Genomic DNA, 18,640 nt, shown 5'->3' on the forward strand with positions numbered 1-18,640 from the left:
TCCTATAATCGCCCGTTCCCCAGCGGTGCCGTTCGCCCGGCTCGACCATGACCCCCGATTTCAAGCCCACCGACATCGAGCGCGCCGCGCAGGCAGCCTGGAACAAGGCCGATGCCTACCGCGTTATCGAGGACACCAGCCGCGAGAAGTTCTACGCCTGCTCGATGCTGCCCTACCCCTCGGGCAAGCTGCACATGGGCCACGTACGCAACTACACCATCAACGACATGCTCACGCGCCAGTTGCGCATGAAGGGCATGAACGTGCTGATGCCCATGGGCTGGGACGCCTTCGGCCTGCCGGCCGAGAACGCGGCGATCAAGAACAAGGTGCCGCCCGCGAAGTGGACCTACGACAACATCGCCTACATGAAGAAGCAGATGCAGGCGATGGGGCTGGCCATCGACTGGTCGCGCGAAGTCGCCACCTGCTCGCCCGCGTACTACAAGTGGAACCAGTGGCTGTTCCTCAAGATGCTCGAGGCCGGCATCGCCGAGCGCCGCACCCAGGTCGTCAACTGGGACCCGGTCGACCAGACCGTGCTCGCCAACGAGCAGGTGATCGACGGCAAGGGCTGGCGCTCGGGCGCGGTGGTCGAGAAGCGCGAGATCCCCGGCTACTACCTCAACATCACCAAGTACGCAGGTGAGCTGCTCGACCACGTGAGCACGCAGTTGCCCGGCTGGCCCGAGCGCGTGAAGCTGATGCAGGAGAACTGGATCGGCAAGAGCGAGGGCGTGCGCTTCGCCTTCACGCACCAGATCGCCGGCAGCGACGGCAAGCTGATTCAAGACGGCCGCATGTATGTCTTCACGACGCGCGCCGACACCATCATGGGCGTGACCTTCGCTGCTGTCGCGCCCGAGCACCCGCTGGCCGCGCATGCCGCAAAGAGCAACCCGGCCGTGGCCGCCTTCATCGAAGAGTGCAAGGCCGGCGGTACCACCGAGGCCGAGCTCGCGACGCAAGAGAAGAAGGGCGTGCCCACGGGCCTCAACGTCACGCACCCGATCACCGGCGAGAGCGTGCCGGTGTGGGTCGGCAACTACGTGCTGATGAGCTACGGCGACGGCGCGGTGATGGGCGTGCCGGCGCACGACGAGCGCGACTTCGCCTTCGCCAAGAAGTACGGCATCGACATCCTGGAGGTGGTGCACGTCGACGGCGAGCACTACAGCTACGACCACTGGCAGGAGTGGTACGGCGACAAGCAGCGCGGCGTCACCATCAACTCCGACAACTTCAGCGGCCTGAATTACACGGCGGCGGTGGATGCGGTGGCCGCGGCGCTCGCGCACAAGGGCCTGGGCGAGAAGAAGACCACCTGGCGCCTGCGCGACTGGGGCATCAGCCGCCAACGCTACTGGGGCACGCCGATCCCCATCATCCACTGTGAAGAGCACGGCCCGGTGCCGGTGCCCGAGCGCGACCTGCCCGTCGTGCTGCCCGAAGACGTGGTGCCCGACGGCAGCGGCAACCCGCTCAACAAGAACGAAGCCTTCCTCTCGTGCAAGTGCCCGACCTGCGGCAAGCCCGCACGCCGCGAGACCGACACGATGGACACCTTCGTCGACAGCTCGTGGTACTTCATGCGCTATTGCGATGCGCAGAACCCCGATGCGATGGTCGCCGGCGGCACCGACTACTGGATGCCGATGGACCAGTACATCGGCGGCATCGAGCACGCGATCCTGCACCTGCTGTACGCGCGCTTCTGGACCAAGGTGATGCGTGACCTGAAGCTCGTGAAGATCGACGAGCCCTTCACCAGGCTGCTGACGCAGGGCATGGTGCTCAACGAAGCCTTCTCGCGCACCGATACCGGCAAGGACTACTACTGGGCACACCAGCTCGACATCGTGCGCGACGACCACGCGCATGTGCTGTCCGCCACGCTCAAGGCCGACGGCCAGCCCGTCACCTACGAGGGCTGGACGACCATGTCCAAGTCCAAGAACAACGGCGTCGACCCGCAGGACCTGATCGAGCGCTACGGTGCCGACACCGCGCGCCTGTTCGTGATGTTCGCCTCGCCACCCGAGCAGACGCTGGAGTGGAACGACGCCGGCGTCGAGGGCGCGCACCGCTTCCTGCGCCGCGTGTGGAACTTCGGCACCAAGAACGCCGAGGCGATCCGTGCCACCGGCGACAACACGGGTGCTGATGGCGCGGAGGCCAAGGCACTGCGTCGCGAGGTGCACAACGTGCTCAAGCAGGTCAGCTACGACTACGAGCGCATGCAGTACAACACCGTTGTCTCCGGCGCGATGAAACTGCTCAACGCGCTCGAAGGCTTCAAGGTCGGTGCGCCCGGCGTGGTGCGCGAGGCATTCGGCATTCTGCTGCGTGCGCTGTATCCGGCCTGCCCGCACATCACCTGGCAGCTCTGGAACGTGCTCGGCTACGCCGCCGTGCACGGCGACCTGCTCGACGCGCCCTGGCCGCAGGTCGACGAAGCCGCGCTCGTGCAAGACGAGATCGATCTGATGCTGCAAGTCAACGGCAAGCTGCGCGGCGCAATCAAGGTGCCGGCCGGTGCCGACAAGGCGGCGATCGAAGCCGCCGCGCTGGCGAACGGCGACTTCATCAAGTTCGCCGAAGGCAAGGCACCCAAGAAGATCATCATCGTCCCAGGGCGTCTCGTGAACGTCGTCGTCGGCTAGATGCGAGCCCCCCGCACGCTTCGACGGGCTTTTCTTGCATCGGTCGCCGTGGCCGTGGCCGGCTGCGGCTTCAAGCTGCGCGGCCCACCCGAGCTGCCCTTCAAGACGATCCAGCTTGCGGGCTTCAAGGCGCATTCGCCCATGGCCGACGAGTTGCGCCGAAGCATCTCGGCCAGCACGACCACCAAGGTCGTCGAATCCGCCGCGCAGGCCGAGGTGGTGCTCGAAGCGCTGAACGACGGGCGCAGCAAGGGCGTGGTGGCATCGACCACCTCCGGCCAGGTGCGCGAGTTCCAGTTGCGCGCCGTGCTCACCTTCCGCTTGCGCACACCCGGCGGCAAGGAGCTCATCAAGCCGACCGAGATTGCGCTCACGCGCGACATGACCTACAACGAGCGCGACGCGCTGGCCAAGGATCTGGAAGAAGACTCTCTCTATCGCGCCATGCGTAGTGACATCGCAGCGCAGGTGCTGCGCCGCCTGGCCGCCGTTCAAACGCTCTGAGGTTCGATGCCCATGCAAGTGCGTGCCGACCAGCTCACCGCCCAGCTCGCAAAGGGTTTGCGCCCCCTGTACGCCGTCTATGGCGACGAGCCGCTGCTCGCGCAGGAGGCCACCGACGCCATCCGAGCGGCCGCACGTGCGGCGGGCCACACCGAGCGGCAGGTGCATACCGTCGCCGGCGCGCACTTCGACTGGAGCGGCCTGCTCGGCGCCTCGCAGGCCATGAGCCTGTTCGCCGACAAGCAGCTCATCGAGATCCGCATCCCTTCGGGCAAGCCGGGCAAGGATGGCTCCGACGCATTGCAGCGTTACTGCGAGGCGCTGTCGGACGACGTCGTCACCATCGTCACACTCCCCAAGCTTGACCGCACGCAGCAAAGCAGCGCCTGGTTCACCGCGCTCGACGGCGCTGGCGTGTCGGTGCGCGTGGATGCCATCGAACGCAAGGCGCTGCCGGCCTGGATCGCCCAGCGGCTGGCCGCGCAGGGCCAGCGGGTGCAAGGTGGCGAGGCGGGGCAGCACACGCTGGCCTTCTTCTCTGATCGTGTGGAGGGCAACCTGCTCGCCGCGCACCAGGAGATCCAGAAGCTCGGCCTGCTCTACCCCAAGGGCGAACTGAGTTTCGAGCAGATCGAGGCGGCGGTGCTCAACGTGGCTCGCTACGACGTCTTCAAGCTCGGCGAGGCGGTGCTCGCCGGCCAGGCCTCCCGCGCGCTGCGCATGCTCGACGGCCTGCAGGCCGAGGGCGAAGCGGCGGTGCTGGTGCACTGGACGCTGGCCAACGACATCCTCTCGCTCAAGCGCGTCAAGGATGCGATCAACACTGGCAAGCCGCTGCCGATGGCCCTGCGCGAAGCGCGCGTCTGGGGCGCGAAGGAGCGGCTCTTCGAACGCGCCGTGCCACTGATCACCGACAACGCGCTGGCCGAACTGGTCGAGGCCGCACAGGTCTGCGACGGCCTCGCCAAGGGCCTCAAGCACCCGGATTGGCCGGTGGACGCCTGGGCTGGCCTCAAGCGCCTGGTGCTGATGCTGGTGCAAAGCACCGCGAGCCACTCGGCGCGCAAGAGCGTGAGGTTGGCGCTGACGGCGTGATCCGCGGCCGAGGCCGTGTCAGTAGCCGCGCGCCCGGTTCACGAGGTGAGTGACCGAGCGGCCTGCCAGCCACGCCTGGATGTTGGCCACAGCCACACGCGTGGCGCTGCGCAGGTCGGTCTGCGCCGCCGCATGCGGCAGCACGGTGACCTGCGGGTGCTTCCAGAACGCATGGCGTGACGGCAGCGGCTCGGTGTGGAAGACATCGAGCACGGCATGCTGCAGGTGGCCGCGTTCGAGTGCGGCGAGCAAATCGGCGTCGACCACATGCTGGCCGCGCGCCAGGTTCACGAAGCCGCTGCCGGCTTTCATCTGCGCGAAGGTCTTCTCGTTGAAGAGGCTGTGCGTGCGCGCCGTGAGTGGCAGCACGTTGATGACGATGTCGGAGCGGCCGAGCAGCCCGGGCAGGGCGGTGTCGCGCGCATGCGAGGTGACGCCGGGCAACTCGGCTCCACGGCGGCTCCAGCCGTCGACCTCATAGCCATTGGCGGCCAGGCGCAGCGCAACGGCGCGGCCCATTTCGCCCAGGCCGAGCACCGCGATACGCAACTCGTCGGCCCGGCGCTGCGGCAGGCTGCGCCACTCGCCGGCGCGCTGCTGGGCCGCGTAGCGGAAGTGGTCGCGTTGCAGGCTGAGCACGGCCCACAAGGCGGTCTCGGCCATGGCTGTGCTCATGGCGGGGTCGACCATGCGGGCCAGCAGCGCCTCGCTCGGGATGGTGTCGTCTCGCAGCAGCTTGTCGGCCCCGGCCCACATCGACTGGATGAATCGGAGCTGGGTCAGGCCCTGCAAGCTGCCCGGCGCGGGATTGGAGACCAGCGCCATGGTGATGCCCTCATCGGTTTGCGGGCTGCGCTCGGTGATGATCTCGACGCCGGGCAGGGCCTCGCGCAACTCGCCTGCCCACGCCTGAAGGGCATCGGCTGGGTAGTCCGTGGCCAGCAGCAGGCTCATGGCGCCGGGCGCTCCGCGCTGAGGGCAGTACCCGCCTCGATCGCCATCGCCAGCGCCCGATCGACCGTCTGCTCGCGTACCTGGGCGCGATCGCCCTGCAACTGGAGCAAGTGCGCCTGAGCCGGTTCGCCGCGCCGCGCGAGCGCCAGCCAGACGGTGCCCACCGGTTTCTCGGGGCTGCCTCCGCCCGGGCCGGCAATGCCGGTGACGGCGATGGCCAGATCGGCGAGGCCGTGCGCAAGCGCGCCTTCGGCCATTGCACGCGCCACCTCGGCGCTCACGGCGCCATGGCGTTCGATCAGTTCGGCGGGCACGCCCAGCAACTCGGTCTTGGCCTGGTTGGAATAGCTCACGATGCCGCGCTCATACCAATCGCTGGAACCGGCAATGGACGTGCAGGCCGCGGCAATCAGACCGCCAGTGCACGACTCGGCGGTGACCAGATGCAGCCTGCGTGTGCCGAGCGCCTGCGCCAGCTGCGCCACCAGGGTGTCCCAGCGCTGCAAGGCGTGCATCAGAAGGTTCTCCACAAGGCAATCAGCAGCAGCGCGCACAAGGCGGCGACCGCATCGTCGAACAGGATGCCAAAGCCCTGCGCCCATCCGATGGGCTGGCCGCGCCGGCCCTTGAACAGGCGGTCGGCCCAGGCCACCGGGCCGGGCTTGGCTGCGTCGAAGAGGCGGAACAGGGCAAACGCCCACACTTGCCCCCACAGACCGGCCGGCATCACCAGCCACAGCACGAGCCAGAAGGCGAGCACCTCGTCCCACACGATGGCGCCGGGGTCCGGCGTGCGCAGGTTGCGTGCGGTGACGGTGCAGGCCCACCATCCGACGACCGTGCCCACGCCCAGCAGCGCGGCCCACTGCAGATCACTGAGCACCGGGTCCAGCACCACGAAGCTCAACCACGCCCACAGCGTGCCCACCGTGCCTGGTGCGATCGGTGAGAGACCGCAGCCGAAGCCGAGCGCGATCACGTGGGCGGGGTGGCGCAGCATGAAGCGCACGCCGGGTTTGACCGGGGCCGCGTCGGGCGGCGGGTTGATCTCCGAGGTGAGAGGGGCGTCGGGCGTCATGACTTGAAGTGATCGAACGAGTCGAAGGTGTTCGGCAGCGCCCGGCCTTGCGCGTCCAGCAGCACGAGCGAGCGCCCTGGCTCGATGCGGCCGATGCGCGTGACGGCGATTCCCGCACGCTCGGCCGCCGCCTGCACGGCGCCTGCCTGCGCGGGCGCCGCGGTGAAGGCAAGTTCGTAGTCGTCGCCGCCAGACAGCGTGCACACCCGCTGCAGCGCCAGGCTCTGGGACGCCAGCACGCGGCTGCGCGGCAGGGCATCGGCCTCGATGCGCGCACCGACCGATGAGCGGCGCAGGATGTGCGCCAGATCGCCGAGCAGGCCGTCCGACACATCGATCGCGCTGCTGGCCACGCCGCGCAGCGCCACGCCGAGCGCCACGCGCGGCTCGGGCAGCTCCATCGCGTCGCGCACACGGTCGAAGTCCTCGCCTGCCAACGACACGCTGCCGCGAAAGACTTCGAGTGCCAGACGGGCGTCACCGAGTTGCCCGCTCACATAGATGTCGTCACCCACCTGAGCGCCCGAGCGCAGCAGTGCCTGGCCGGAAGGCAGCTCGCCGAACACGGTGATGCAGATATTGAGGGGCCCTTGCGTGGTGTCGCCGCCGACCAGCTCGCAGCCGTGCAGGTCGGCCAGTGCAAGCAGCCCTTCGGAGAAGCCTTGCAGAAAGCGTGCTTCAGCGCGCGGCATGGCCAGCGCCAGACTGAAGGCCAGGGGCTGCGCGCCGCTCGCCGCGAGGTCGCTCAGGTTGACGGCCAGCGCCTTGTGCCCGAGGCGTGCCGGCGCCACGGTGGACAGGAAGTGTCGCCCTTCGACCAGCATGTCGCTGCTGATGGCCAGTTGCATGCCCGGTGCGGGCTGCAGCAACGCGCAGTCGTCGCCGATGCCGAGCGCGGCGCGTTTCACCGGGCGGCTGAAGTAGCGCTCGATCAGGTCGAACTCGCCGAGGGTGCCGTCGGTGTGGGTCATCGAATTGCCAAACTGGCGTACGCCGGCAAGGCGACGGGGGCCGAGGGGGCATGAGCAATCATGAAGGGCGCGCAGAGAAGGGGTGGGTTGGGGCCGGTGACTGGGGGCAGGCAGCAGTGAGCTGGAATCCGGAAGCGCCGCCGATTATCGGCACCGCGCCCGATCACAAGCCGCGCAGCAGGTTCGCCAGCTCCACCGCAGACTTCACATCCATCTTCTCGAACACCCGCGCGCGATGCACTTCGACCGTGCGCACGCTGATGTTGAGCTGGTCAGCGATGAGCTTGTTGGCCAGGCCGTCGATCACGCAGGTCATCACATCGCGCTCGCGGTCGGTCAGTTCAGCCAGGCGGCGGCGCACGCCGACCTCGTCGCGCTGGCGCAGCAGGGCCTGCGCGCTTTGCTCCAGGGCCTGCTCTACGCGGTCGACCAGCGCGTTGTCGGAGAAAGGCTTTTCGACGAAGTCGAAGGCGCCGCGCTTGACCGCCGCCACGGCGGTGGGCACGTCGCCATGGCCGGTGAGGAAGATGACAGGCATGCTGGGCAGCAGCCCGCGCTCGATCAAGCGCTCAAACAGCGCCAGGCCACTGGTGCCGGGCATGCGCACGTCGAGCAGCAGGCAACTCGGCGCGACGGGCCAATTGCCGCCGGGCGCGTGACCCGACGGGCCCAGTCGTGAGTCGAGCATGGCCTCGAAGGCCTCGGCACTCGCAAAGCCCTCGGAGAGCAGGCGGCGCGAGCGCAGCAGCCAGCTCAGCGCATCGCGCACGACGTCTTCATCGTCGACGAGATAGACCATGGGCAAGCCGAGCTGCGGGTTGGAGTGCGGGTTCATGGCGTGGGCAGGGAAGGTTCGTGCGATGCACCCGCTGTTGTAGCCGAGGCCTGCGCAGTGGGCAACGTGAAGCGGAACTCGGCGCCTACCGGGTGTGCAATTCCCTGCACGGTGAGGTTCTGGAAATCGAGCACGCCGCCATGCTGTTCGATCACCGTGCGGCACAGGCTCAGGCCGAGCCCCATGCCTTCACTGCGCGTGGTGAAGAAGGGCGTGAAGAGTCGCTGGGCAACCTCGGCAGAGACGCCACGCCCGCGGTCGATCACACTGAAACTGACCCAGCGCGGGTGCGTCTGCTGCACGCGGATGCGCAGTTCGCGCTTGGCCAGCGGGGTATTCAACTCCATCGCCTGGATGCCATTGCGGGTGAGGTTGAGCAGCACCTGTTCGATCATGGTGCGGTCGCACACCACGCGGGGTACCTGGGCGGGCAGATCGATCTCGATGCGCGTGCCACTCTTGCGCGCTTGGAGCCGCGCGAGCGGCAGCATTGAGTCGATCAGTTCGTTGGCGCGGATCGCCTCGCGCGCCTGCTCGCGCCGCCGCACGAAGTCGTGAACGCTCTTGATCACGCGCCCGGCGCGCTCGGCCTGTTGGGCGATGCGCTGCATGGCCTGGCGCAGCATGCCGCGCGTCTCGGCGCTGTCGGCCTCGTGCGGGTCGTTCATCAGATTGAGCGAGCCGGTCGCGTAGCTCGCGATGGCGGCGAGCGGCTGATTGAGCTCGTGGCTGAGCAGCGAGGCCATCTCGCCCACCGTGGCGAGGCGCGCGGTGGCCTGCAGCCGCTCCTGCTGGTGGCGCGAGAGTTCCTCGACTCGGCGCTGCGCGCTGATGTCGAGCGCCGTGCTCATCCAGCCGGTGTGGCGGCCTTGCACGTCGACAAGCGGTGCTTCGTAGATCATCACCGCGAAGCGCTCGCCATTGGCGCGCATGAAGATGCTCTCGTAGCCCTCGCGTGGCGGCGGCATGGTGCCTGTCAGACGCACCTGCTGGCGCAGGGTGTACTCCTGCACGTGCTCGGGGGGCCAGTACGGCGGGATCGCCTGCCCCAGCAACTGCGCAGGCGCAAAGCCCACCATGTTGCAGAAGGCCGGGTTGACGTAGGTGATACGCCCTTGCAGGTCGCGTGCGCGCAGGCCGGTCACGAGCGAGTCTTCCATCGCCTTGCGCAGCGACAGGGCTTGTGCCAGCGCACCTTCCGCCTGCGCTCGGCGGCGCACGTCGCGCGCAAGCAGCAGCACCACCGCACCGAGCGCGAGCGACAGGCTGAGCACCAGGGCGGTCGTGAAGTTGGGGATGAGCTGCGGGCGGTTGCGGCCGCTGTCCACGCGAAGTTGCAGAGTCAGGCCGGGCAGGTCGAGCACGCGGTTGGCGCGGTAGATACCCAGGCCGCGCGGCAGGCCGGCGCGAGCCAGGCGCGTGCCATCGCCTTCGACGAACGAGAGTTCGAAGCCGCGCAGGATCTCCGGTGTGACGAACTCGTTGAGCAGGTGCGGCAGCGAAAACGTGGCCACGACAAAAGCGACCGTCTCGCCGGCCACCTGCGTGGGCAGGCAGACGTCGACCACTTCCATGCCCAGCCCGCCGGACATGGGCACGAAGTAGCTGCGTGCGAACGAGGCGCTGCCCTGGCGCTGCGCGTTGGCGCAGGCGATCTGGGCTTCGAACTCGAGGTTTTCGCGCGGGATCTGCATGAAGATCGGCGCAAGAAAGGGCGAGTGCACCACGCTTTCCACGTGCATGCGCGGGTCGCGCCGCTCCAGGCGCACGAGTTCTCGTCGCGAATGAACCAGTTCGTTGGCGCTGGCGCGCCACTGTGCGATCGGCAGGGCCGACCAGGTCATCGCCTGCAGGTTCTGCAGGTCGCGGTTCACGGCCTGGCGGATGTCGCCCAGCGACACGGCCGCGGCCCCATCGGCCTGCTCCTGCGCGCGGTTGTGTTCGTAGTCGAGTGTCAGCCACACCAGCAGCGTCTGCGCGATCAGCAGCAGGGCGACCAGCGCGCCCCACAGCAGGGCGCGCCGCCAGCGGCGAACGCGCGTGGCAGGGGGCGTCGCCAGCGCGGGCGAGGGGTGAAGGTCAGGCGTGTCCACGGCCCGCAAGTATTGCGGAGGCGCCTGCCCCGGCGATACGCACTTACTCGCATGATCGCCTCGGGTGGGCTCCTACAATGGCCGCCCACCGCGGCGCATGCGCGCTGCCACGCAAGAGAATCTGTCATGAGCCTCCCAGAAGACAAGCGCGCAGAACTGCGTCGTGCCGCTCTCGAGTACCACGAGTTTCCGACCCCCGGCAAAGTGGCCATCGCGGCGACCAAGCAATTGGTCAACCAGCGCGACCTGGCGCTGGCGTACTCGCCCGGCGTGGCCGCAGCCTGCGAAGAGATCGTGGCCGACCCGGCGAATGCGTTCCGCTACACCTCACGTGGCAATCTGGTGGCTGTCATCACCAACGGCACCGCGGTGCTCGGGCTGGGCGACATCGGCCCGCTGGCGGCCAAGCCGGTGATGGAAGGCAAGGGCGTTCTCTTCAAGAAGTTCGCCGGCATCGATGTGTTCGACATCGAGGTCAACGAGAAGAACCTCGACAAGCTGATCGACCTGATTGCCGCACTCGAGCCCACGTTCGGTGGCATCAACCTCGAAGACATCAAGGCGCCTGATTGCTTCTATGTGGAGCGCGCACTGCGCAGCCGCATGAACATCCCCGTGTTCCACGACGACCAGCACGGCACGGCCATCGTGGTCGGTGCAGCGGTGCTGAATGCGCTTCGGGTCACAGGCAAGAAGATCACCGAAGTGAAGCTCGTGTCGTCGGGCGCGGGCGCTGCGGCGCTCGCCTGCCTGAGCCTGCTGGTCAAGCTGGGCGTGCCGCGCGAGAACATCTGGGTCACCGACCTGGCGGGCGTGGTCTATGAGGGCCGCACCGAGTTGATGGACGAGGACAAGGTCGTCTTTGCGCAGAAAACGTCGCTGCGCACGCTCAGCGAGGTGATGGACGGTGCCGACATCTTTCTCGGCCTGTCGGCAGGTGGCGTGCTCAAGAAGGACATGGTCGCCAAGATGCGACCGCAGCCCGTGATCCTGGCGCTGGCCAACCCTACGCCGGAGATCCTGCCGGAAGAGGTGAAGGAGGTGCGCAGCGACGCCATCATCGCCACCGGCCGCACCGACTACCCGAACCAGGTCAACAACGTCCTGTGCTTCCCGTACATCTTCCGCGGCGCGCTCGATTCGGGTGCCACGACGATCACGGTCGAGATGGAGATTGCGGCGGTGCATGCGATCGCCGAGCTGGCCCAGGCCGAGCAGAGCGACGTGGTCGCCGCGGCCTATGCGGGCGCCACGCTCAGCTTCGGTGCCGACTACCTGATCCCCAAGCCGTTCGACCCCCGCCTGATGATGAAGATCGCCCCGGCCGTGGCCGAGGCGGCGGCGCAGTCGGGCGTGGCGACGCGCCCCATCCAGAACCTCGACGCCTATCGCGAGAAGCTGCAGACCTTCGTCTATGCCTCGGGCACGACGATGAAGCCCATCTTCACGCTGGCCAAGGGTGCCAAGCACAAGCGCGTGGCCTATGCCGAAGGTGAAGAAGAGCGCGTGCTGCGCGCGGTGCAAGTCGTGGTCGACGAGGGCCTGGCCCGCCCGACGCTGATCGGCCGGCCGGCGGTCATTGCCCAGCGCTGCGAGAAGTTCGGCCTGCGGCTGCAGGCCGGGCGCGACTACGACCTCGTCAACGTGGAGCAGGACGACCGCTACCGCGACTACTGGCAGACCTACCACCGCATGAACGCCCGCAAGGGCGTCACGCAGCAGTACGCCAAGATCGAGATGCGCCGCCGCCTCACGCTGATCGGCTCGATGCTGCTGCACAAGGGCGAGGTGGATGGCCTGCTATGCGGCACCTGGGCGACGACCTCGCTGCACCTGCACTACATCAACCAGGTGATCGGCCTGCGCAAGGGCGCCAAGACCTACGCCTGCATGAACGGCCTGATCCTGCCGGGGCGGCAGGTGATGCTGGTCGACACGCACGTCAACTATGACCCGACTGCCGAACAGCTGGCCGAGATCACGATCATGGCGGCCGAGGAGATGAAGCGCTTCGGCCTGATGCCCAAGGCTGCGCTGCTCTCGCACAGCAACTTCGGCTCAAGCAACCAGCCTTCGGCGCTCAAGATGCGCGAGACCCTGGCATTGCTGCAGCAGCAAGCGCCCTGGCTGGAGGTCGATGGCGAGATGCACGGCGACGCCGCGCTCGACGGCGCCTACCGCAACCAGCTGATGCCCGGCACCACCCTCAGCGGCGAGGCCAACCTGCTGGTCATGCCCAACATCGACGCCGCGAACATCAGCTACAACCTGCTGAAGACGGCGGCTGGCGGCGGTATCGCGATCGGGCCCGTACTCCTCGGCGCGGCCAAGCCGGTGCACATCCTCACCCCGTCGGCCACGGTGCGGCGGATTGTCAACATGACAGCATTGACAGTCGCGGACGCGAACGCATTCCGGTGAAATCTCATACCCGTACAGGGCGCCTTGGCCGAGTTTTGTGCACGGTCATGTGACAAAGTTGTGGCTACCCCCTGCATCGGGCGGAATCGATTTCTGGCGTCGAACCATCGAGTAAACACCAAGCGAAAATAAACAGTTAGTGCAAACTATCATGCCCTAGCCGCTGCCCCAAATTGAGGCAGCGGCTTGAGGTTTTGCGTCCGATTCGGTACCATCGCGGTTTCGAATTTCAGGGACTATCGTGTTTCGCTTCGGTCGCCAGCCAGCATGGCCACCCATTCAAAAGTTGGGGCTCGCTACTGTTCTGGTCAGTGCCGTTTTGGCGGGTGCTGCGGCCTTCGCGCCGGACGCCTCTGCCAAGCCACAGCAGCCGGCGCTGGAGTCGGTGGCGCTGGAAAGCCTCCCGAGCGAAGCACAGACCACCGAGCGCCTGATCCGCGCCGGCGGCCCATTCCCCTACTCGAAAGACGGCAGTACCTTCGGCAATCGCGAGGGCCTGCTCCCATCGCAACGCCGCGGCTACTACCGCGAATACACCGTCAAGACCCCAGGCTCGCGCGACCGTGGCGCGCGCCGCATCGTGTGTGGGGGCAAAGCGCCCACCAGCCCCGATGCCTGCTATTACACGGGTGACCACTACGCGAGCTTTCGCCGCATCGCGCAGTGAGCACCCCGACAGGATTTTTTTGACCTAAGGAGGAACGCGACCATGCTCTTGCAGACAGTCCGTCCAAACATTGTCCAATCGATACGCGCTTATCGCGTCGATGAATTGCACGAGGCCGCGCAAGCCGCTGGCCAGCATTTCCTCTACGCCAACCTGACGGCGGCCCAGACCAAACAGGACGTGATGGAAGCGATTGCCGAATCGTTCCTGTTCCCGTCGCATTTCGGCAAGAACCTCGACGCCCTGTACGACTGCATGACTGACCTGGTGCACAAGTCGGGCGCTCAGCCGGGCTTCGTGGTGGTGCTGGAGCAGTTGCCCGACAACCCGCGATTCGACCGCGAGGCACGCGAGCAGTTGCTCGATGTCTTCCGCGACGCGGCCGATTTCTGGGCCGAACGCAAAGTTCAGTTCAGGTGCTTCTATTCTTTTCAGTAGCCCGCTCCCAAGAACAAGGGTCATGGGAGCGGGCTACGGAAACGGCCCCCAGCGTTGCAGAGAAGCCGGCCAAGGCGGCCGCCAAGAATGCAGCCAATGCGAGCTTTGGCATGAACATGCCGATGATGAGCAGCGCCTTCGACACGTCGATGTGGCTCACCGCTGCTTGATGTAGATCGTTCGCCTGCGCTCGACGCGCGACAGGAAAAGGGCAGCCTTCGGGCTGCCCTTTGTCGTTAGGCTGGCGTGGAAACCGCTCGCGCCAATGCCAGATACTCCGCGACTGGCACCTCCTCGGCGCGACGCTGCGTGTCGAACTCGCCTGCGAAGCCTTGCTCATCCAGCCAGCGCCCCAGCGTGTGGCGCAGCAGCTTGCGGCGCTGCGAGAACGCCACGGTCACCAACGCTCCCAGGCGCTTGGCGTCGATGCCTTCGGCGGCAGGCAGCGGGAGCATGCGGACCACGGCTGAATCGACGCGTGGCGGCGGGTCGAAGGCTTCGGGCGGCACATCGAGCACCGACTCGATCTCGTAACGCCACTGCAGCATCACCGACAAGCGCCCGTAGTCCTTGTTGCCCGGCACTGCAGCCATGCGGTCGACGACCTCCTTCTGCAACATGAAATGCTGGTCGACCACCTTGTCCACCGCGTCGAGCAGGTGGAAGAGGATAGGCGTGGAGATGTTGTAGGGCAGGTTGCCCACGACACGCAGCTTCTGGCCAGCCGCCTCGGCGACGGCGCGGAAGTCGACCTTCAGCACGTCGGATTCGATCACCTGCAACTCGGAGCGCTTGCGCAGGCGGGCTGCGAGGTCCCGGTCGAGTTCGACCACGGTCAGCCGCTCGCTGCGTGCCACGAGCGGCAGGGTCATCGCGCCGAGGCCGGGGCCGATCTCGACCAGGGCCTGGCCGGGCTGCGGGTCGATGGCATCGATGATGGCGCCGATGATGGATTCATCGGCCAGGAAGTGCTGCCCGAAGCGCTTGCGCGCGACGTGGTGATGCCCGCCTGAGGGCTTCTCGCCCGGATGCGGGCGTCCGGGCGCGCGGGCCCGGGGAGGCGTGCTGCGGGGCATCTTGGCGGCTTACGGAGGCGGCTCGCGCATCTCCACGTACGCGCGGTCGCGCAGGTCGCGCACCCAGTCGTTGTAGGCGGTCTCGAACTTCTGCTCGCGCAGCGCTGCACGTGCCTGGTCGCGCTGCTGCTTGGTGTCGAGTGCGGTCTTGCGGCGCTCGAGCACCTGGATCAGGTGAACACCGAAGCGCGACACGACCGGGTCAGACAGGCCGCCCAGGGGCAGCGCGTTCATTGCCTGTTCGAACTCGGGCACGAAGGCTCCGGTCGAGACCCAGCCCAGATCGCCGCCTTGGGGGGCGCTTGCGTCCTCTGAGTTTTCACGCGCGACTTGCTCGAAGCCGCGTGCACCGGACGCGATCTGTCGTTTGAACTCCACGAGGCGGGCCGATGCGGCCTGCTGCGCCAGCTGCGGCGAGACGCGCAGCAGGATGTGCCGGGCGTGTGTCTGCGTGATCGACAGCGCGCCCGCTTCGTTGCGCTCCAGCAGCTTGAGCACATGGAAGCCGGCGGCGGTACGCAGTACGGTTGGCGAAACCTCGCCGGCCTTCAGCGGGCGCACCGCATCGAGGAACACATCGGGCAGGCGGTTGGCCGGTCGCAGGCCGATCTCGCCGCCACGGGCGCGGTTGGTGTCTTCAGAGATCTCGCGCGCCACGGCGTCGAAAGCCTCGCCATTTCGGATGCGGGCCAGCGCCGATTCGGCCCGCGCGCGGCGCTCGGCCACGGCCTCGGGCGACGCGCCTTCGGGTACGACCACCAACACCTGCGCAATGTTGTACTCGCTGGCCGCACCGGACGCGGCGCGCTGCTTCTCGAGCCAGTCTTCGATCTCGGTGTCGGTGATGCGGATGCGCCCCTGCACTTCGCGCTCGCGCGTGCGCTCCATCAGGATCTGGTCGCGCAGGGTCTTGCGGAACTGGTTGTAGTCGAGGCCGTCCTGCGCGAGCCGCGCCCGAAGCTGGGCCGGTGTGAGCTGGTTCTGGGCGGCCACGTTGGCCACGGCGCGCTCCAGCTCGGTGTCGTCGACGCGGGTACCACTTTCGCGTGCGTTCGTGAGCATGGCGCGCTCGTTGATCAGGGCATCGATCACACCGCGCTGCAGCTCGTCGTCGGGCGGCAGGCGCGCGCCGGAGCGCCGTGCGTTCTCACGCACCTGGTTCATGCGCAGCTGCACTTCGCCAGCGGTGACCAGTTCCTGATTGACGACGGCGACGATGTAGTCGGCCATGCGGGGGGCGGGTCGCTGTGACGGGGTCTGCTGGGCCAGGGCGAGGGTCGCCTGGCTGGCGAGAACGAGCGACAACAGAGCCAGCCGGAGCCGGGGGTGAAGCAATTTCATGGGGGGTGATTCAGGGAGCGGTCGGCTGGGTGACGTTTTCTGTGGATTCTTCGCGCAGCAGACGGTAGCCGGGGATATTGTCCTTCAAGAACTTCAGTGGGTTGGTGCCCAGGCGGGACAGGCCCACGAACTCGATCTCGAAGCCGATCTGGGTCGTGGCTTCGGCCTGGCTGGTGGACAGGCGCTTGGCCACGGCCCGGCCGATCCAGCAGCCCGCGTCGTACTCCAGGCCGAGGACTGCGTCCGTCACGCGGCTGTCGGGCAGGCTGTAGTTGACGCGACCCACGCTGTACCAGGTGCCCGAGCAGCTGCTGCCGCTCGTGGGCGCCGGGCGTGCGCCGGGTGTGCGCACCGCTCCATAGATCGGCCATTGCCAGCCGAGTTCCGCCTGTTCCGTCTGGTCGCGGGTAAAACGGTAGGCCATGCTGAGGGTCTTGTAAGGACCCGGCGAGTAGCGCAGCCCCAGCAGCGAGCGCATGGTGCGCTGGATGTCCGGGCTGTACTGCACGCTGGCATCGAGTTGCAGCTTGGGGATCAAGCTGGTCGACCCCAGCAGCAACAGGTCGGACACGCGCTGCGTGAGTGGCTGTCCGTCGGGGGTGACCCGCTGGTCGGAGAACAGGAAGCGCTGGGCCACGCCCAGGCGCAGCGCCTCGGCGCCTGTCTGGGCGTCCAGCACCCGCGAGGTCACGCCGGCGGTGACCTGGTAGGCGTCCGACACGCGGTCGATGCCCGAAAACGCGTTGTTGGTGTAGATCGAGTCGAAGTTGAAGTCTTTCAGCGCCGAGTCGAAGTTCGGCAGTCCGGCCTGCTCGCTGAACGGCGTCTTGACGAACAGCAGGCGCGGCTCCAGCGTCTGCCGGGTCGCGCGACCGAACCACTCGGTCTCGCGTTCGAGCGTCCAGGCGCTGTCGAGGCTGAAGGTGGGGATCACGCGGCTTAAACTCGTCTGGCCGGCGTAGCGGCCCTCGGTCAGCGGGCGGTCGACGTTGTACGAGGCGGCGTTCACCGTCACCTTGGGCACGAGCGTCCAGCCCGGCGTCACGTAGGGCCAGCTGAGCGACCCCAATGCGTGGACGCGCTGGCCCGTCAGGGGGGCGGGGGCCAGCGTGCCGTCGGCTTGCCGGGGCTGGATCGTGCCGTCGGGGTTGGCGAAGCTGTTGAACTCGGTCTCGAGCGAGAACTCGAGGCCGCCCCAGAGGCTCTGCGTGCCACGCGCGCCGATCTGCGGCAGGCGGTCGTATGGCACCGGGTAGATCCTCTCGGTCAGGTCGGTGGCCATCGCCCCTTGCAGCACCTGCCAGCGCAGCACGCGGGCGTAGGTGTTCCAGTTGCCGAAGAGCTTGTTGGCCTGCAGGTCGGCGGCCAGCAGGCGGGGCGTGAGGCCCGGCCAGTCCTGGGGGAAGTCTTTCCAGTAGTCGTCGTCGGAGACGCGTGCGATGTTGGCCTTGTAGTAGCCGTCGCGCCACCAGGTGCCTTCGTGCTCGATGCCCAGCGAGCCGCGGGAGTCGCCGGTCAGCCGGTCGTTGGACAGCACGTTGAGATTGATCGTGCCCGCGTAGCTCGGCTCCAGGTAGCGGAACTCGGTGCCCAGCCCGACGCCCCGCTTGCTGTACACCACCGGCGTGAGAGTGGCGTCGCGGTTGGGGGCGATGTTCCAGTAGTAAGGCACCGCCAGCAGCAGGCCACTCTTGCTGTCCAGGCCGATGGTCGGGGGCAGCCAGCCCGACTTGCGCGCGTCGCTGAGCGGGAAGCTCAGGTGCGGCGCCGCAAGAATCGGCACGCCGTAGAAGCGCAGCACCGCGCCGTCGGCCTCGCCCTGGCTGGTGGCGAAGTCCATCTTCACGCGGTCGGCTGACAGCACCCAGGCCGGATCGTCCGGGCCTTCGCGCGGGCAACTGGTGTACGTGGCGCCCAGGGTCACCGCCACGTCCTGGCCGAGAAAGTCGATGCGCTCGGCGGTGCCGCCCGCCTGCACGCGCGAGAAGAAGTAGGTCGGCTGATCGAAATAACCCTCGAAGCGATTCAGCTGGAGCTGGAACTCCGACCCGGTGTAGACGTTGCCGTCGCGCGAGATGCGGACCTTGCCGCTGCCGCGCGCCACATCGGTGAGCTGGTCGTAGCTCATGCGATCGGCGCGCACTTCGGTCGGGCCTTGGCGCAACACCACGTCGCCCTCGGCCTGCACCTCGGCATCGGGCCGGAAGCTGGCCTCGGCGGCATCGACCGACACGGGTGGGCGCGCATCCGCGGGTGGGGTCGGCCCGCCCTGCGACCAGGCGGGCGACACGCCGCCGGCGGTCATCCACCCGACCGCGAGGCAGGCAGCAACGGCGCGGCGATGTGAAGAATCGGAGTGCAAGAGACGGGAGATGGGTTCGTGGTGGCGCCCAGGCCAGGCGGCGCGGCAAGGGCCGTGCCCAACGCGATTTGTAGAATCGATTATCAACGAGGGCCCCTCTCACGCTGCCCTCACATCCCCTCGATACGCCAGGGCGCCCCCC

At 67.5% G+C, this 18,640-nt stretch carries 15 protein-coding genes; 6 read left to right on the forward strand and 9 right to left on the reverse strand.

Annotation, left to right across the window (positions count from 1 at the left end; all coding sequences use genetic code 11):
* Nucleotides 1–47: 47 nt before the first annotated feature.
* Genes leuS through holA form a run of 3 tightly spaced genes read left to right on the forward strand, consistent with a single transcriptional unit; the run spans nucleotide 48 to nucleotide 4,262 of the window.
* Entirely contained in the window at nucleotides 48–2,663 is a 2,616-nt protein-coding gene (leuS, locus tag AC1KAR_RS19685; protein ID WP_480320881.1) for a leucine--tRNA ligase, read from the forward strand.
* Nucleotides 2,664–3,167, forward strand: coding sequence for an LPS-assembly lipoprotein LptE (locus AC1KAR_RS19690; protein ID WP_480320883.1), 504 nt, complete (start codon nucleotides 2,664–2,666; stop codon nucleotides 3,165–3,167).
* Between the two features lie 12 nt (nucleotides 3,168–3,179).
* The gene (holA, locus tag AC1KAR_RS19695; RefSeq protein ID WP_480320964.1) at nucleotides 3,180–4,262 is read left to right on the forward strand and encodes a DNA polymerase III subunit delta; all 1,083 of its coding nucleotides are present in this window, start codon (nucleotides 3,180–3,182) and stop codon (nucleotides 4,260–4,262) included.
* Nucleotides 4,263–4,280: 18 nt separating this feature from the next.
* On the opposite strand, the gene AC1KAR_RS19700 is transcribed toward holA, so the two are convergent.
* From AC1KAR_RS19700 to AC1KAR_RS19725, 6 genes are all read right to left on the reverse strand, one after another.
* Nucleotides 4,281–5,216, reverse strand: a complete 936-nt coding sequence (locus tag AC1KAR_RS19700; protein WP_480320885.1) for a 2-hydroxyacid dehydrogenase — start codon at nucleotides 5,214–5,216, stop codon at nucleotides 4,281–4,283.
* The gene (locus AC1KAR_RS19705; protein ID WP_480320887.1) at nucleotides 5,213–5,731 is read right to left on the reverse strand and encodes a CinA family protein; all 519 of its coding nucleotides are present in this window, start codon (nucleotides 5,729–5,731) and stop codon (nucleotides 5,213–5,215) included. The genes AC1KAR_RS19700 and AC1KAR_RS19705 overlap by 4 nt, the downstream gene beginning before the upstream one ends.
* The gene (locus AC1KAR_RS19710; RefSeq protein WP_480320889.1) at nucleotides 5,731–6,294 is read right to left on the reverse strand and encodes a phosphatidylglycerophosphatase A family protein; all 564 of its coding nucleotides are present in this window, start codon (nucleotides 6,292–6,294) and stop codon (nucleotides 5,731–5,733) included. Before AC1KAR_RS19710 ends, AC1KAR_RS19705 begins: the two co-directional genes overlap by 1 nt.
* Nucleotides 6,291–7,265 carry a thiamine-phosphate kinase gene (gene thiL / locus AC1KAR_RS19715; protein ID WP_480320891.1) on the reverse strand — a complete coding sequence of 325 codons (975 nt, stop codon included), beginning with the start codon at nucleotides 7,263–7,265 and terminating at the stop codon, nucleotides 6,291–6,293. Before thiL ends, AC1KAR_RS19710 begins: the two co-directional genes overlap by 4 nt.
* 163 nt (nucleotides 7,266–7,428) lie before the next feature.
* Nucleotides 7,429–8,100, reverse strand: a complete 672-nt coding sequence (locus AC1KAR_RS19720; RefSeq protein ID WP_480320893.1) for a response regulator transcription factor — start codon at nucleotides 8,098–8,100, stop codon at nucleotides 7,429–7,431.
* Nucleotides 8,097–10,193, reverse strand: coding sequence for a sensor histidine kinase (locus tag AC1KAR_RS19725; protein WP_480320895.1), 2,097 nt, complete (start codon nucleotides 10,191–10,193; stop codon nucleotides 8,097–8,099). Before AC1KAR_RS19725 ends, AC1KAR_RS19720 begins: the two co-directional genes overlap by 4 nt.
* A 126-nt stretch (nucleotides 10,194–10,319) precedes the next feature.
* Here AC1KAR_RS19725 and AC1KAR_RS19730 point away from each other — a divergent pair, with 126 nt between their 5' ends.
* The 3 genes from AC1KAR_RS19730 to AC1KAR_RS19740 all read left to right on the forward strand — a co-directional run bounded on the left by AC1KAR_RS19730 (nucleotide 10,320) and on the right by AC1KAR_RS19740 (nucleotide 13,719).
* The gene (locus AC1KAR_RS19730) at nucleotides 10,320–12,614 is read left to right on the forward strand and encodes an NADP-dependent malic enzyme (RefSeq protein ID WP_480320897.1); all 2,295 of its coding nucleotides are present in this window, start codon (nucleotides 10,320–10,322) and stop codon (nucleotides 12,612–12,614) included.
* A 286-nt stretch (nucleotides 12,615–12,900) separates the two neighbouring features.
* Nucleotides 12,901–13,281: a guanyl-specific ribonuclease gene (locus AC1KAR_RS19735; RefSeq protein ID WP_480320899.1), complete on the forward strand. Its 381-nt coding sequence runs from the start codon at nucleotides 12,901–12,903 to the stop codon at nucleotides 13,279–13,281.
* Between the two features lie 42 nt (nucleotides 13,282–13,323).
* Nucleotides 13,324–13,719: a barstar family protein gene (locus tag AC1KAR_RS19740; protein ID WP_480320901.1), complete on the forward strand. Its 396-nt coding sequence runs from the start codon at nucleotides 13,324–13,326 to the stop codon at nucleotides 13,717–13,719.
* A gap of 236 nt (nucleotides 13,720–13,955) precedes the next feature.
* Here the strand turns inward: AC1KAR_RS19740 and rsmA are convergent, their stop codons facing one another.
* Genes rsmA through AC1KAR_RS19755 form a run of 3 tightly spaced genes read right to left on the reverse strand, consistent with a single transcriptional unit; the run spans nucleotide 13,956 to nucleotide 18,441 of the window.
* A complete protein-coding gene (gene rsmA, locus AC1KAR_RS19745; protein ID WP_480320903.1) occupies nucleotides 13,956–14,795 on the reverse strand; it encodes a 16S rRNA (adenine(1518)-N(6)/adenine(1519)-N(6))-dimethyltransferase RsmA in 840 nt (279 codons plus the stop codon).
* A 9-nt stretch (nucleotides 14,796–14,804) separates the two neighbouring features.
* Nucleotides 14,805–16,136, reverse strand: a complete 1,332-nt coding sequence (locus AC1KAR_RS19750) for a peptidylprolyl isomerase (RefSeq protein WP_480320905.1) — start codon at nucleotides 16,134–16,136, stop codon at nucleotides 14,805–14,807.
* Nucleotides 16,137–16,146: 10 nt separating this feature from the next.
* Nucleotides 16,147–18,441 (reverse strand): LPS-assembly protein LptD, encoded by a 2,295-nt coding sequence (locus AC1KAR_RS19755; RefSeq protein ID WP_480320907.1) that lies wholly within the window; start codon nucleotides 18,439–18,441, stop codon nucleotides 16,147–16,149.
* Nucleotides 18,442–18,640: the final 199 nt, after the last annotated feature.

Source organism: Piscinibacter sp. PDB1-1 (genome assembly GCF_056675995.1).

Coding starts and splice junctions, on each gene's coding strand:
- leuS (WP_480320881.1), top strand. CDS start 48: ATGACCCCCGATTTCAAGCCCACCGACATCGAGCGCGCCGCGCAGGCA.
- AC1KAR_RS19690 (WP_480320883.1), top strand. CDS start 2,664: ATGCGAGCCCCCCGCACGCTTCGACGGGCTTTTCTTGCATCGGTCGCC.
- holA (WP_480320964.1), top strand. CDS start 3,180: ATGCAAGTGCGTGCCGACCAGCTCACCGCCCAGCTCGCAAAGGGTTTG.
- AC1KAR_RS19700 (WP_480320885.1), bottom strand. CDS start 5,216: ATGAGCCTGCTGCTGGCCACGGACTACCCAGCCGATGCCCTTCAGGCG.
- AC1KAR_RS19705 (WP_480320887.1), bottom strand. CDS start 5,731: ATGCACGCCTTGCAGCGCTGGGACACCCTGGTGGCGCAGCTGGCGCAG.
- AC1KAR_RS19710 (WP_480320889.1), bottom strand. CDS start 6,294: ATGACGCCCGACGCCCCTCTCACCTCGGAGATCAACCCGCCGCCCGAC.
- thiL (WP_480320891.1), bottom strand. CDS start 7,265: ATGACCCACACCGACGGCACCCTCGGCGAGTTCGACCTGATCGAGCGC.
- AC1KAR_RS19720 (WP_480320893.1), bottom strand. CDS start 8,100: ATGAACCCGCACTCCAACCCGCAGCTCGGCTTGCCCATGGTCTATCTC.
- AC1KAR_RS19730 (WP_480320897.1), top strand. CDS start 10,320: ATGAGCCTCCCAGAAGACAAGCGCGCAGAACTGCGTCGTGCCGCTCTC.
- AC1KAR_RS19740 (WP_480320901.1), top strand. CDS start 13,324: ATGCTCTTGCAGACAGTCCGTCCAAACATTGTCCAATCGATACGCGCT.
- rsmA (WP_480320903.1), bottom strand. CDS start 14,795: ATGCCCCGCAGCACGCCTCCCCGGGCCCGCGCGCCCGGACGCCCGCAT.
- AC1KAR_RS19750 (WP_480320905.1), bottom strand. CDS start 16,136: ATGAAATTGCTTCACCCCCGGCTCCGGCTGGCTCTGTTGTCGCTCGTT.
- AC1KAR_RS19755 (WP_480320907.1), bottom strand. CDS start 18,441: ATGACCGCCGGCGGCGTGTCGCCCGCCTGGTCGCAGGGCGGGCCGACC.